The following is a 12,873-nucleotide window of genomic DNA, read 5'->3' on the forward strand; positions in this document are numbered from 1 at the left end:
GTGGCGAGCCCGAGCGACAGGTGGTTCGTCGGCTCGTCGAGCAGGAACACGTGCGGCGGCCGGGCGATGACGAGCGCGAGAGCGAGCCGGCGCTGCTGCCCCACGGAGAGCGCGCCGACCGGGCGGTCCGCGTCCCGCGCCGCGATGAGCCCGAGGCTCGTCAGCGGCACCTGCTCGGCCCGGCGCGCGCCGAGCACCCGCTCGTACAGGCGCCGCGGCGTGGCATCCGGATCGGCGAACCGCACGTCCTGCTCGAGCAGCTGCACCCGCAGCCCCCTCCGCCGGTGCACGGTACCGGCGTCGACCGCCAGCGTGCCGGCGAGCACGCCGAGCAGCGTCGACTTGCCCGCGCCGATCGCGCCGGTCACCAGCAGCCGCGTCAGCGGCGCGACCTGCAGCGACTCGACCTCCAGCCGGCCGGCCACCGACACGTCGGAGAGCTGGAGCAGCAGCCCCGACGGCTCCTCGAGCGCGTGCGAGCCCGACGGGATGCCGGCGAACTCGAGCAGCGCGGGCGGCTTGCGCACCTGCTCCCGCTCCAGCGTGACGAGCCGCTGCTCGACGTTCCGCACGCGTCGCGACACCGTCTGCTCCACGTTGGCGCGCTTGAACTTGGTGATGAACTTGTCGTTGTCGGTCGCCGCCCGCCCGTGCGAGACGTTCCGCGCCGCGTCGTTCGCCGCCAGCCGCAGCCGGCGCAGCTCCTCCTGTTCGTCGTCGTACTGGCGCTGCCAGCGTTCGCGCTCCTCGGCCTTCACCGACAGGTACTCGCTGAAGCCGCCGCCGAAGACGGTGCCGCCGGATGCCGCGAGCACCTCGTCGCGCGAGGCTCCGGCCGTTGCGCCCGACGCCGCGAGCTGCAGCGCACCCGCCCGTCCGGGATCGAGGTCGAGCAACGCCGTCGCCACGCGATCGAGGAACTCGCGGTCGTGGCTCGCGAAGAGCACCGGCCCGCGCCAGCCGCGGAGCCGGTCCTCGAGGTAGGTGGCGGCGTCGTCGTCGAGGTGGTTGGTCGGCTCGTCGAGCAGCAGCGCGTCGGGTGATGACAGCAGCAGCGCCGCGAGCGCGAACCTGCTGCGCTGGCCGCCCGAGACCTCGTCGATCCGGCGATCGAGGCTGATGCCCGAGACGCCGAGCCCGTCCAGGACCTCGTCGCGACGGGACTCGACCGACCACACGTCGGCGCGCTCGGCCGCGTCGAGTGCCGTCGAGTAGCGGGCGGATGCCGCGACGACGGCAGCCTCGGACGCGCCCTCGGCGGCGAGTGCCGCGGCGGCCTCGTCGAGCTCGCGTTCCATGGCCCGCACCTCGGCGAGGGCGGCCTCGATCACGTCGCGGAGGCGCTGGTCGGGGCGGAACGGCAGCTCCTGGCGGAGGAGCCCCGTGCGAATGGGACGGGTGAGCCGCCCCGAGACATCGGCGTCGTCGAGTGCAGCGGATGCGGCATCCGAGCGCCCGTCGACGCCGGCGATGAGGCGGAGCAGCGTGGACTTGCCCACGCCGTTCTCGCCGATCAGGCCGAGCCGCTGCCCGGGCGGGACGGCGAAGCCGAGGTCGGTGAAGACGCGGCGGCCGCCGTAGGACGCCGACAGCCCGTCGGCGTGCAGGTGGAGGGAGTGTGAGAGGTGTACAGCCATGCGGGAACGTCCGTTCGCGAAGGCTCCCGGGTCGACGCGCGACGCCGCCGATGGCGGACGCGCGCGGACGATGCACCGACCGGCGCGCAGGCGGCACGATGGCGCGGGCGTCGACCCGGGAGCGGAGAGGAAGTCCCGCCGGGCATTCGCCGTCACGAGGGGTGCGCGCGCGACACTGTCGCGATCAGCTCAGCGTGCACACCCGGTGTCTACGGCGCCTCAGGCGCGGGACGATGGGATGTGCTCACTTCATAGCGGGGTCGACGATAACAGACGCCGCCGGCGGATGGCAAGCGATGTCTCGTGGCGGCTAGGCGGTGAGGTCGAGCACCTTCGCGGTCTCGGCGAGCGACGCCTCGGCGGCGGCGGGGTCGCTCGAGAGCTTCGTGCCGTAGCTCGGGATCATCTCGCGCAGCTTCGGCTCCCACGCCTCCATGCGCGCGGGGAAGCACCGCGAGAGCACGTCGAGCATGATCGGCGCGGCGGTGGAGGCGCCCGGCGACGCGCCGAGCAGGCCGGCGATGGTGCCGTCGGCGCCCGTGATGATCTCGGTGCCGAACTGCAGGATGCCGCCCTGCTTCGGGTCCTTCTTCATGACCTGCACGCGCTGCCCGGCCGTGATGAGCTCCCAGTCGGCGTCCTTCGCCGTGGGCATGAACTCGCGCAGCGCGGCCATCTTCTTCGAGCGGGAGGCGAGCAGCTCGGAGACGAGGTACTTCACGAGGTCGAAGTTCTTGAGCCCGACCTGGAGCATCGGGCCGAGGTTGTGCAGCCGGATCGAGAACGGCAGGTCGAACCAGGTGCTCGTCTTCAGGAACTTCGGCGTGAAGCCCGCGTACGGGCCGAACAGCAGGGCCGTCTCGCCGTCCACCACGCGGGTGTCGAGGTGCGGGACCGACATGGGCGGCGCACCCACGGCCGCCTTGCCGTAGACCTTCGCCTGGTGCTGGGCCACGACCTTCGGGTTCGTGGTGCGCAAGAACTGGCCCGAGATCGGGAAGCCCCCGAATCCCTTGATCTCCTCGATGCCCGAGTGCTGCAGCAGGGCGAGGGCGCCGCCGCCGGCGCCCACGAACACGAACCTCGCGTTCACGACCTTGGGCGTCTGGCCGACCGTGTGCCGCACGCGCAGCTTCCACGTGCCGTCCTTCTGGCGCTTGAGCCAGGTGACCTGGTGGTTCGTCTGGATGGACGCCCCGCGGCGCGAGATGTCCTCGAAGAGGAACTTCGTGAGGGCGCCGAAGTCGACGTCGGTGCCGGCGGCGATGCGCGTCGCGGCCACCTTCTGCTTCGGGTTGCGCTTCTTGGCGAGGAGCGGGGTCCACTCGGCGATGCGCTCGAGGTCCTCGGTGAACTCCATGTCGGGGAAGAGCGGCTGGTCCTTCAGCGCCTCGACCCGGCGGCGGAGGTAGTCGATGTTCGCCGCGCCCTTCACGAACGTCATGTGCGGCGTGGAGTTGATGAAGTTGTGCGGCTCGGGCAGCGCGCCCGTGGAGACCAGGTGCGCCCAGTACTGGCGGCTGATCTGGAACTGCTCGTTGATCGACACGGCCTTGCTCGCGTCGACGGTTCCGTCGGCGCCCTCGGGCATGTAGTTCAGCTCGCAGAGCGCGGCGTGGCCGGTGCCGGCGTTGTTCCACGCGTTCGAGGACTCCTGCGCGACCTCGCCGAGCCGCTCGTAGACGCGGATGCTCCAGTCGGGCTCCAACTGGGAGATCAGGGAGCCGAGCGTCGCGCTCATGATGCCCCCGCCGATCAGCACGACGTCGACGGTTTCCTCTGAATTCACGGATTCCAGTCTAGGTGCGCTGCGAAGGTGCCCCTGACCGGGTGACATCCCCGGCCCGAGGGGCGCGGGTCAGTCCAGCTCGCCGCCGTCGAGCTGCGGCATGCCGGCGTCGTCGAGCGGCCAGAACGGGTTGTGCGCGAACTCCCACAGGTTGCCGTCGGGGTCCCGGCCGTAGCCGCTGTAGCCGCCCCATTCGGTCGCCTCGGCGGGCTTGGAGACCTCGCCGCCTGCCGCCAGCCACTCGTCGAGCGCCACGTCGACCTCGTCGCGGCTGTCGAGGTTGATCGACAGCGAGACGCCCCGGAACCCGGGCGCCGAGGGCGCGTCGACCTCGGTCGCGAGGCCGCCGTCCACCGCGAGCTGCGGGCTCGTCCAGAGGGCGATGATCGGCCCTGGCGTGCGGAAGAACGTGATTCCGTCGGCCGAGTGCGTCGACTGGCGCCATCCCAGCCGACGGTAGAACGCGGTGGCCGCGTCGACGTCGTAGACGCCGAGGGTCACGAGGGAGAAGCGCTGGGGAATGGCCATAGCGCCGACGCTACTCCCCGGCGGCAGGCCCGGYCCGAAGCGCCGCTCAGCGAGCCGCTCAGAGCGCCGCGACGCCGCCCATGATGAGCCCGATCCCGGCGGTGATGAGCGCGGCGGTCAGCGAGACGACGCCCAGCCAGAGCAGCACGATGAGCCGGTTCGGCCGCTGGGGATCACGGCCGAGCACTGAGAGGAAGAAGCCCGCGGGCATGAGGATCGCCGCGATGGGCACGCCGAGACGTGCGAGCTGCATCCAGAACCCGTCGAGTGCGGCGTACGAGATCACTGAGAGGATCACCATCGAGAGCACGAGCAGCACGGCCGCATGGGCGTGCCCGGCCCGGTAGAAGTTGCCCTGCAGGCGGTTGGCCGAAACATGGCCGCGCACCACGCGCGTGAGGAAGTAGCCGCCGCTCTCGACGGTGACGAGCGCGAGCAGCAGGATGCCGATGAGGATGAGGTCGTTCGGGGCCGGCATGGCGTGGTCCTTCCTGGCTGGTGCATGATTGGATAGTTGTACTCTCCAATACTAGAGAGTTGAACTATCCAGTGCAAGGAGTCGGCATGCGGATCTCGGAACTCGCCGGTGCCTCGGGGCTGCCCGTCGCGACGATCAAGTTCTACCTGCGCGAGGGCCTCCTCCAACCGGGGCGCTCCACCTCGGCCACGCAGGCCGCCTACGACGACGCGCACGTGCGCCGCCTCCGGCTGATCCGCGCGTTGACCGGACCTGTCGGGCTCAGCGTGCAGCAGGCACGCACGATCCTCGAGCTCATCGACGACCCGGGCGACGACCTCTACCAGACGCTCGGGAGCGCGGTGAGTGCGCTGCCTCCGGCCGTCGAGGCGGCATCCGTCGACGACCCCGATCCCTATCCACGCGCACGCGCCGCCCTCGAGGCGCTCGGGCAGGTCTACGATCCCGGGTTCGCGGCGGTCGCCCAGCTCGAGGCGGCCCTCACCGCGACCGAGGACGCGGGGATGCCGCTGAGCGAGCCGCGACTGCTCGAATACGGCCGCCAGCTTCGGGAGCTCGCGGAATTCGACCTCGAGCAGATGCCGTCCGAACCGCACGCGGCCGTCGAGTACACCGTGCTCGGCACCGCCCTCTACGAGCCCGTGCTGCTCGCCCTGCGGCGCCTGGCGCACCAGGACGTCGCGGCGCAGCGCACGCTCGGGGCGGACGGCCTGACGTCCGGGCCGGACGGGGCCTGACGCCCGTCAGCCGGGGCCTCAGCGCCGCAGCAACGCTGCCAACGCCGGCAACTGGGCCGGGTCCTCCAGCGCGGAGCCGACCGCGACCGTGCGCACACCGGCCTCGAGGAATGCCGCGGCGTTCCGGGCGTCCATGCCACCGGTCGCCACGAAGCGTGCGTCGGGGAATGGGCCGGCCATCGCGCGGAACCATGCAGGCCCGAGCAGCGACGCGGGGAACGCCTTCAGCCACGAGAGCCCGAGCGCCATGGCGGCCTGCACCTCGGTGGGCGTCGCGACGCCGGGCAGGGGCGGGAGTCCGGCCGCGGCCGACGCACGGACGACGTCGGCGTCGAGGCCGGGGCTGACGGTGAAGGCGGCGCCGGCGGATGCCGCGAGCTCGACGTGACGCGTCGACACCACGGTGCCCGCTCCCACGAGCCGCCCCTCGGCACGGCCGGCCTCCGCGACCGCGGCGAGCGCGTCCACGTCAGCCTCGGACTGGATGGGCAGCTCCACCGCCTCGATGCCGAGCTCCCACGCCCGGCGGGCGAGCTCGATGCTGCGGTCGACGCCGAGCCCGCGGAAGATCGCCATGAGCGGGCGCCCGGCGAGAATCCGGTCGAATTCGGCGTTCGTGACGTCGGCGCCGGCGCTGCTGGTCATGCTCGGTCCTCTCGTGGGCTCCTGGGGAAGTCGGCCGTGTCGGCGAGCACGAGCACGGCTCGCGCGTGTCCGGCAACGAGACGGTCGGTGGATGCCGCACCGTCGAGCCAGGCGTGCAGGTACCCGGCCGCGAAGGCGTCGCCCGCCCCGACCGGCTCGACGAGCTCGACGGTGAGCGCCGGAACGTGCATGACGTCATCCCCACCGTCGTCGGGGCGGGCGAACTCCGTGGCGCCGACCTCGCCGTCCTTCACCACGAGCACGGGCGGCTCGGGCAGCAACGCGCGCACCTGGTCGATGCGTGACACACCCCAGAGGGCCTCGGCCTCGTCGCGCCCCACGAACGCGACGGTGGCGCGAGCGGCGAGATCGTGCAGGCGCCGCGCCGCGGCATCCGTCGACGGCCAGAGCGCCGCGCGATGGTTGACGTCGAAGCTGACCGGGACGCCGTGCTCGGCGGCGGCGTCGAACAACGCGTCGACGAGCGCATCGCATGACGCGGAGAGCGCGGGCGTGATGCCGCTGAGGTGCAGGAGCCGCACCCGGTCGAGCGGAAGCGCCGACACGTCGCCCGGGCCGAGCCGGGACGCCGCCGAGCCGGCACGGTAATAGCCGACGCCTCGGCCCGGGTCCTTGACGTACAGGCCGGTCGGTGCGCCCGCGTCCACCGTCACCCACCGGGTGTCGACGCCGCGCCCCGCGAGCTGCCGCACGAGCCGGCGGCCGAGCGCGTCGTCACCCACGGCGCCCGCCCAGGCGGCCGCCCGCCCCAGCGCGGCGAGGTGCGAGGCCACGTTCGCCTCGGCGCCGCCCGCGTCGATGTGGAAGTCGAGGGYCGTCTCGAGGGACTCGGCTGAGGACGGCGCCACGAGCGCCATCGTCTCCCCGACGGCGAGGACCTCGGGTGCGGGATTCGCGCGGTCATCGTCGTTCACGTGGTCATCGTCGCCGGTGTGCAGATATGATGCAAGCCGGTTGCAACATGTGCAACATGCGGGAGAGGAATGCGGATGCCGCGTGGAATCGACGACCTCGGCGACGAGGTGCTCGCCGCGAGCGATACCGGGCTCCCCCGGCGGGCCGCGGGTCTCACGGTGCGCGACTTCCTCGCTACCGAACCGCGCCTCGAGGAGTTCTGGACGCCGCTCACGGTGCTCGACGCCCGGGCATTGCGCCGCAACGCGGACACCATCCAGGCGTGGGCCGCGGCGCACGGCATGGAGCTCATGCCGCACGGCAAGACCACCATGGCGCCCGCGCTCTGGCGACTGCAGCTCGACGCGGGCGCGACGGGGCTCACCCTCGCGACGCCCGGGCAGGTGCGCACCGCTCGCGCGTTCGGCATCTCCGCCGTCATGCTCGCCAACGCCCTGGTGGCTCCCGACGCCCTCGCGTTCGTCGCGGGCGAGCTCGACGACGCGGCGTTCGCGTTCGCGTGCTGGGTCGACTCGCCCGACACGGTCGAGGCCATGGAACGCGGCCTCGCGGCATCCGGCATCTCGCCGGCCCGGCGGATCGACGTGCTCGTCGAGCTCGGCGCCCCGGGGGGCCGCACCGGCGCTCGCTCCCTCGATGCCGCCGAGGCAGTCGCCCGTCGCGTCGCCGCGTCGCCGGTGCTGCGCCTCGCAGGCGTCGCCGGGTACGAGGGCAGCCTCGGGCACGACCGGTCGGCCCGGACGCTCGCGGCCGTGCGCGACTACCTCGCCGACCTCGTCGAGCTGCACCAGGTCGTGCAGCGCATCGTCGCCGAGTCGGGTGACGCGGGGGCCGACGCGCTCATCGTGACAGCGGGCGGCAGCGCGTACCTCGACCTGGTCGCCGAGGCGTTCGGGCCGGCGATCGAGGCGGATGCCGCGGCCGGCCGCCGCACGCGATGGATCCTCCGCTCGGGCGCCTCGCTGCTGCACGACGACGGGTTCTACCACGGCATCTCACCGCTCGACGCGGGCCGTGCGGCGGCCGGCCGGCCCGCCCTCGCACCGGCCATGCGCGGCTACGCCCGGGTCGTCTCGCATCCCGAGCCGGGCCTCGCGCTGCTCGACGGCGGCAAGCGCGACTTCCCCTACGACGAGGGCCTGCCCGTGCCGTTCGGGGTCGCGCCCTCGCTCGGGGCTGAGGAGGAGCCGCTCGCCGGGGCATCCGTCACGGCCGTCAACGACCAGCACGCGTTCCTCCGGTCGGATGCCGCGCTGCCGGTCGACGTCGGCGACGTGGTGTCGCTCGGCCTCTCGCATCCCTGCACGGCCTTCGACAAGCGCCGCTGGCTGCCGGTGGTGGACCACGCAGGCAGCACCCGTGTCGTCGACCTCGTGCGCACGTTCTTCTGAGTCCGGCCGATGAGGATCCTGATCCGCGAGGTGCGCCCGGTCGACGCCGACGGCTTCGGCTTCGGCGCGCCGGACGCGACCGTCGACGTGGTCGTCGAGGCCGGCCGCATCGCTCGCATCGAGGCATCCGGAACGACGTCGACCGCGGGCGCCGGCGGCGTGGACACGGTCATCGACGGCGCCGGGCGCCTGCTCATGCCCGGCTTCGTCGATGCGCACGCCCACGCCGACGGGCTCCTCTTCGACGCCGACGTGCAGCTCGGACTGCTTCGGCAGGGCGTCACGACGGTGATCGGCGGGCAGGACGGCGTCTCGTACGCCCCGGGCGACGGAGCCTACGCGAGCGACTACTTCGCCGCGATCAACGGCCGCCATCCCGGCTATCGCGGCGGTGGGGTCGGCGCGCTGCTCGCCGGCTACGACGGCACGACGCCCCTGAACGCCGGCTACCTGGTGCCGGCGGGCACGGTGCGCCACGAGGTGTGTGGGCGGTCGACGGATGCCGCGTCGCCGGCGCAGCTCGACGAGATGCGCGCCCTCGTGGCCGACGGGCTCGCCGCGGGCGCCCTCGGCCTCTCGACCGGCCTCGACTACGTTCCGGGGGTCTTCGCGCTCACCGCCGAGCTCGCCGCCCTCGCCGAGCCGGTCGCGGCGGCCGGCGGCGTGTACGTCTCGCACCTGCGCGGCGGGTACGAGGCGAACTCGCGCGCCGGCACCGACGAGGCGGCCGCGATCGCCCGGCACGCGGGCGTCCCGGTGCACGTGTCGCACTTCCACGCCGAGCCGCCGATCGTGCACGAGCTCCTGCGCGAGCTCGCGGCATCCGGCGTCGACGCGACCTTCGACGCGTATCCCTACACGCGAGGCTGCTCGATCCTGGCGATGCCCATCCTGCCCGCGTACCTCACCGTGCGGCCGACCGCCGAGGTGCTGGCCGTCCTGGCCGACCCCGACGAGCGCGCGGCGCTGCTGCGCGACTGGTTCCCGACGATCGTCGACTACCCGAGCCTCGGCCCCGACTGGCCGGGCATGCTCACGCTCGCGCACGTCGGCGCGCCCGAGTACGCGTGGGCGCACGGGCTGACGCTCGCCGAGGCCGCCCGACGCGCAGGCTCCACGCCGGCCGTCTTCGCCCTCGACGTGCTCGTGGCGTCGCGGCTCGAGGTGAACGTGGTCATGGCGGTGCGCGGCGAGCGCTCCCCCGCCGAGCTCGCGTCGATCCTCGCGCACCCGCGGGCGCTCGGCGGCTCCGACGGCATCTTCGTCGGAGCCCACCCGCATCCGAGGGCGCGCGGCTCCTTCGCGCGCTACCTGCGCTCCCTCGTCGTCGACGAGCAGGTGCTCGGCTGGCCGGATGCCGCGGCCCTCGTCTCCACGCGCGCCGTCGACCGGTTCGGGCTCGGCCGCCGCGGGCGCATCCGCCCGGACTGGATCGCCGACCTCGTGCTCGTGGACCCCGCCCGCGTGCGCGACCGCGCCACCTACGWCGCACCCCTCGCGCTCGCGGAGGGCATCGACGACGTGCTCGTCGCCGGCGTGCCCGTGCTCGCGGGCGGCGAGCTCACCGGAGCGACGCCCGGCCGCGGCATCCGCAGATCGCACCAGTCGTCGTACCCAGAGGAGGCCTGACATGTCGCAGAGCGTGACCCGCGCCGCCCGCATCATCGACGCCATCGCCGCCGACCCGCGCACCGTCGCCGAGCTCGCCGAGTCGTTCGGGCTGCACCGGTCGACGATGTTCCGCGAACTGCAGTCGCTCGAGGAGGTCGGCTGGGTGCGCCGCCGAGGCAGCGGCCGGTACGCCCTCGGCACCCRCCTCGCCGCGCTCTCGCGACAGGCGCTCGACTCGCTCGACCTGCGCGACGCCGGCGCCGAGCACGTGCGGCGCCTCCACCGACGCACCGGCAACACCGTGCACCTCGCGGCGCTCATGGACCGCTCGATCGTCTACGTCGACAAGGCCGAGGACGAGGCGGGCGTGCGCATGTACTCGCGCGTCGGCAAGGCCGTGATCCCCTACAGCTCCGCGGTCGGCAAGGCGATCCTCGCGAACCTCGACGCGGCCGGCCGCGACGCGGTGCTCGGCGGCGTGACCTGGGAGCGCCACACCGAGCACACGATCACCACGCGCGAGCGGCTCGACCGCGAGCTCGCCGTCGTGGCCGAGCGCGGCTGGGCCGTCGACGACCGCGAGTTCGAGCCGTTCGTGAACTGCATCGCCGTGCCGATCCGCAGCTCGCTGGGCGTCGTCGGCGCGATCTCCGTGAGCGCGGTGCGGATGGTCGCCGACCTCGAACGCCTGCAGACGTTCCTGCCCGCCCTGCGGGAGGCCGCCGACGCGATCGCCGACGAGATCGGGTGACCGGATGCCGCGGGCGCGCGCCTGCGGCATCCGTCACCGCCACCCCGACCAACCACCGAACCGAACCACACCCACCACACGCACCACCCGCACCACAACGAACCGAACACCGGAGGAACCATGTCCAAGACCGCCGTCACGCTCTCGAACGCCCCGAAGCCCGCCGGGCCCTACAGCCACGGCGTCGTCGCCAACGGCTTCCTCTACACGGCCGGATTCGGCCCGCAGGATCCGGCGACCGGCCAGGTCGTCGAGGGCGGCGCCGCCGAGCAGACCCGGCAGGTGCTGCGCAACATCGGCGCGGTGCTCGCCGAGTACGGCCTCACCTTCGACGACGTCGTGAAGGTGACCGCGCACCTCGAGGACCTCGCCGACTTCGCGGAGTACAACGTCGCGTACGCCGAGTTCTTCACCGAGCCCTACCCGGTGCGCACCACGGTCGGCTCGCGGCTGGCGAACATCCTCGTCGAGATCGACGTGGTGGCGGCGATCCCGCAGGACTGAGCGGCGGGGCCCACCGAATACGCAGGATGAGCGGCCTCGCGAGCGTCGATCCGAGGCGGGGGGCCTGCTCATCCTGCGTATTCGAGTGAATGCCAAGGAGGTCAGGCGATGCCGCCACCGTCGACGACGAGCGCCGAGCCGGTCACATAGCTCGACTCGTCGCTCGCGAGCCAGACGACGGCCGCGGCGATCTCGCGCGGCTCGCCCATGCGCTGCAGGGGGCGGTCGGCGGCCTCGGCGAGGAACGCGTCGGCGTCCTGCGACAACTGGCGCGCCTCGTCGCGGAGCATGCCGGTGTTCACATCGCCCGGATTCACGGAGTTGACGCGGATGCCCTGCGGGCCGTGGTCGATCGCGAGCGCGCGGGTCATGTTCACGACCGCGCCCTTCGACGCGCAGTACGAGATCGCCCGGCCACCGCCCTTGAGGCCCCAGCCGGAGCCGGTGTTGACGATCGATCCGCCGCCCGCGGCGGCCATGATCGGCACGACGTGCTTGCACATGAGGAAGATCGACCGCACGTTCACCCCGAACACCCGGTCCCACTCCTCGACCGAGGTCTCGACGGCGGTCGTGCGGCGGATGATCCCCGCGTTGTTGAAGACGACGTCCACGCCGCCGAGCTCGGCGACGGTGGTGGCGACGACCCGCTCGATGTCGGCCTCGCTCGCGACATCCGCCGCGATGGCGATGGCGACCCCACCGGCCTCCCGGATCTCGGCCGCGACGGCTTCAGCGGCCTCGGCGTTCAGGTCCACGACGGCGACGGATGCCCCCTCCGCGGCGAGCGCGAGGGACGTGGCACGTCCGATCCCACCGGCGCCGCCGGTGACGATGGCCTGCTTGTTCTCAAGGCGCATGGCCTTCTCCTTCGTGTTCTGGTGCGTGGACTGGATAGATGCTGCTGGCGGAAGGACCCGTGACGACACGGACGTACCCGGCGAGCGCCGCGTCCACGTCGGCGTCGCCCGTGTCGACGAGCAGGGCCCGTCCGCCGAGGTCGATGAGCTTCTGCTCGGGCGCGACGACGATGAGCGGGTCGTCGCCGAGGGCGCGGAGCACGCAGGCGGAGAGCTGCTGGTTGCCGCGCCCGAGCAGGAAGCCCTGGCCGCCGATCACCGTGACGACCGCCTTGGCGGGCCCGTGGCGCACCTCATCGAGGAGCTCCGCCTCGGAGGCGCCGACACGCACGACCCGGCCGTCGAGCACGACGTCGACGCCGAGGGGCGTCTTCGCGACTCCGAGCTCCTGTGCGAGGGCCGCCATCGTGCCGCCCGGCCCGAGCAGGTAACGCACGCCGGGGCGCATGGCGGATGCCGCACCCCGGGCCGCGCCGAGCACGGCCGCCTGCTCGCCCGCGGGGGTCGCCGCCTTGCGCGCTTGCGTCCGACCTTGGCGATGCGGCACGGCCAGCTCACCGAAGAGCCGTGGCTCTACGTGGGCATGCCGCATCGCGTCCTCGTCGACGTCGAGCACCTCGAGCTCCCGGACGGGGAACCCGCGGCCGTCATCGGCGGCGAGCCATGCCGCGGCGAGCCCGCCGGACGCCTGCGGGCTCACACCGAAGACGGGCGAGTACATCTTCACGCCGGCCGGGATGCCGAGGGCCGGCACCTCCGTCGAGACCGAGACCGCGACGTCGCGCGCGGTGCCGTCGCCGCCGGCGAACAGCACGAGCGAGGCTCCCGCGTCGGCGATGGCCCGCGCGGCGTTCGAGGTGTCGGCGGCGCTCGTCGGGGCGTCCGCGCGGAACACGACCACCGGCTCGAGGCCGGCCTCGCGCACGACGTCCTCGCCCATCCCGCCGGCCGCCGTGAGCACGCGGGCACCCGGCCGGCCCGCGGCCACGACCGCGAGCGCCACGAG

Annotated in this window: 13 protein-coding genes; 5 read left to right on the forward strand and 8 right to left on the reverse strand. The window is 73.1% G+C overall.

Annotated elements, in window-relative coordinates:
* The 4 genes from AC1DY2_RS06980 to AC1DY2_RS06995 all read right to left on the reverse strand — a co-directional run.
* Positions 1 to 1,637, reverse strand: a 1,637-nt coding sequence (locus tag AC1DY2_RS06980) for an ABC-F family ATP-binding cassette domain-containing protein (protein WP_476761763.1), incomplete at its 3' end; no start/stop codon positions are given.
* A 310-nt stretch (positions 1,638 to 1,947) separates the two neighbouring features.
* Positions 1,948 to 3,474: a malate:quinone oxidoreductase gene (locus tag AC1DY2_RS06985; RefSeq protein WP_476761764.1), complete on the reverse strand. Its 1,527-nt coding sequence runs from the start codon at positions 3,472 to 3,474 to the stop codon at positions 1,948 to 1,950.
* A gap of 21 nt (positions 3,475 to 3,495) precedes the next feature.
* Complete coding sequence (locus AC1DY2_RS06990; RefSeq protein ID WP_476761765.1) at positions 3,496 to 3,954, reverse strand: VOC family protein; 459 nt, start codon at positions 3,952 to 3,954, stop codon at positions 3,496 to 3,498.
* Between the two features lie 58 nt (positions 3,955 to 4,012).
* Positions 4,013 to 4,432 (reverse strand): hypothetical protein, encoded by a 420-nt coding sequence (locus AC1DY2_RS06995; RefSeq protein ID WP_476761766.1) that lies wholly within the window; start codon positions 4,430 to 4,432, stop codon positions 4,013 to 4,015.
* 86 nt (positions 4,433 to 4,518) lie between these two features.
* Between AC1DY2_RS06995 and AC1DY2_RS07000 the strand changes: the two genes are divergently transcribed.
* Positions 4,519 to 5,169, forward strand: coding sequence for a MerR family transcriptional regulator (locus tag AC1DY2_RS07000; protein WP_476761767.1), 651 nt, complete (start codon positions 4,519 to 4,521; stop codon positions 5,167 to 5,169).
* 18 nt (positions 5,170 to 5,187) lie between these two features.
* Here the strand turns inward: AC1DY2_RS07000 and AC1DY2_RS07005 are convergent, their stop codons facing one another.
* Together AC1DY2_RS07005 and AC1DY2_RS07010 are read right to left on the reverse strand one after the other, a co-directional pair.
* Positions 5,188 to 5,814: a bifunctional 4-hydroxy-2-oxoglutarate aldolase/2-dehydro-3-deoxy-phosphogluconate aldolase gene (locus tag AC1DY2_RS07005; protein ID WP_476761768.1), complete on the reverse strand. Its 627-nt coding sequence runs from the start codon at positions 5,812 to 5,814 to the stop codon at positions 5,188 to 5,190.
* The gene (locus tag AC1DY2_RS07010; protein ID WP_476761769.1) at positions 5,811 to 6,749 is read right to left on the reverse strand and encodes a sugar kinase; all 939 of its coding nucleotides are present in this window, start codon (positions 6,747 to 6,749) and stop codon (positions 5,811 to 5,813) included. The genes AC1DY2_RS07005 and AC1DY2_RS07010 overlap by 4 nt, the downstream gene beginning before the upstream one ends.
* Positions 6,750 to 6,824: 75 nt before the next feature.
* Between AC1DY2_RS07010 and AC1DY2_RS07015 the strand changes: the two genes are divergently transcribed.
* The 4 genes from AC1DY2_RS07015 (at position 6,825) to AC1DY2_RS07030 (ending at position 11,007) form a co-directional block, all read left to right on the forward strand.
* The gene (locus AC1DY2_RS07015; protein ID WP_476761770.1) at positions 6,825 to 8,141 is read left to right on the forward strand and encodes a type III PLP-dependent enzyme domain-containing protein; all 1,317 of its coding nucleotides are present in this window, start codon (positions 6,825 to 6,827) and stop codon (positions 8,139 to 8,141) included.
* A gap of 9 nt (positions 8,142 to 8,150) precedes the next feature.
* Complete coding sequence (locus AC1DY2_RS07020) at positions 8,151 to 9,770, forward strand: N-acyl-D-amino-acid deacylase family protein (protein WP_476761771.1); 1,620 nt, start codon at positions 8,151 to 8,153, stop codon at positions 9,768 to 9,770.
* Position 9,771: 1 nt separating this feature from the next.
* Complete coding sequence (locus AC1DY2_RS07025; protein ID WP_476761772.1) at positions 9,772 to 10,503, forward strand: IclR family transcriptional regulator; 732 nt, start codon at positions 9,772 to 9,774, stop codon at positions 10,501 to 10,503.
* Between the two features lie 120 nt (positions 10,504 to 10,623).
* Positions 10,624 to 11,007 (forward strand): RidA family protein, encoded by a 384-nt coding sequence (locus AC1DY2_RS07030; RefSeq protein WP_476761773.1) that lies wholly within the window; start codon positions 10,624 to 10,626, stop codon positions 11,005 to 11,007.
* Between the two features lie 101 nt (positions 11,008 to 11,108).
* Here the strand turns inward: AC1DY2_RS07030 and AC1DY2_RS07035 are convergent, their stop codons facing one another.
* Positions 11,109 to 11,867 carry an SDR family NAD(P)-dependent oxidoreductase gene (locus tag AC1DY2_RS07035; RefSeq protein ID WP_476761774.1) on the reverse strand — a complete coding sequence of 253 codons (759 nt, stop codon included), beginning with the start codon at positions 11,865 to 11,867 and terminating at the stop codon, positions 11,109 to 11,111.
* Positions 11,857 to 12,873: ATP-NAD kinase family protein (locus AC1DY2_RS07040; RefSeq protein WP_476761775.1), on the reverse strand; the 1,017-nt coding region annotated here is incomplete at its 5' end. The genes AC1DY2_RS07040 and AC1DY2_RS07035, both read right to left, overlap by 11 nt.

Source organism: Agromyces sp. P1_H4, from assembly GCF_056405255.1.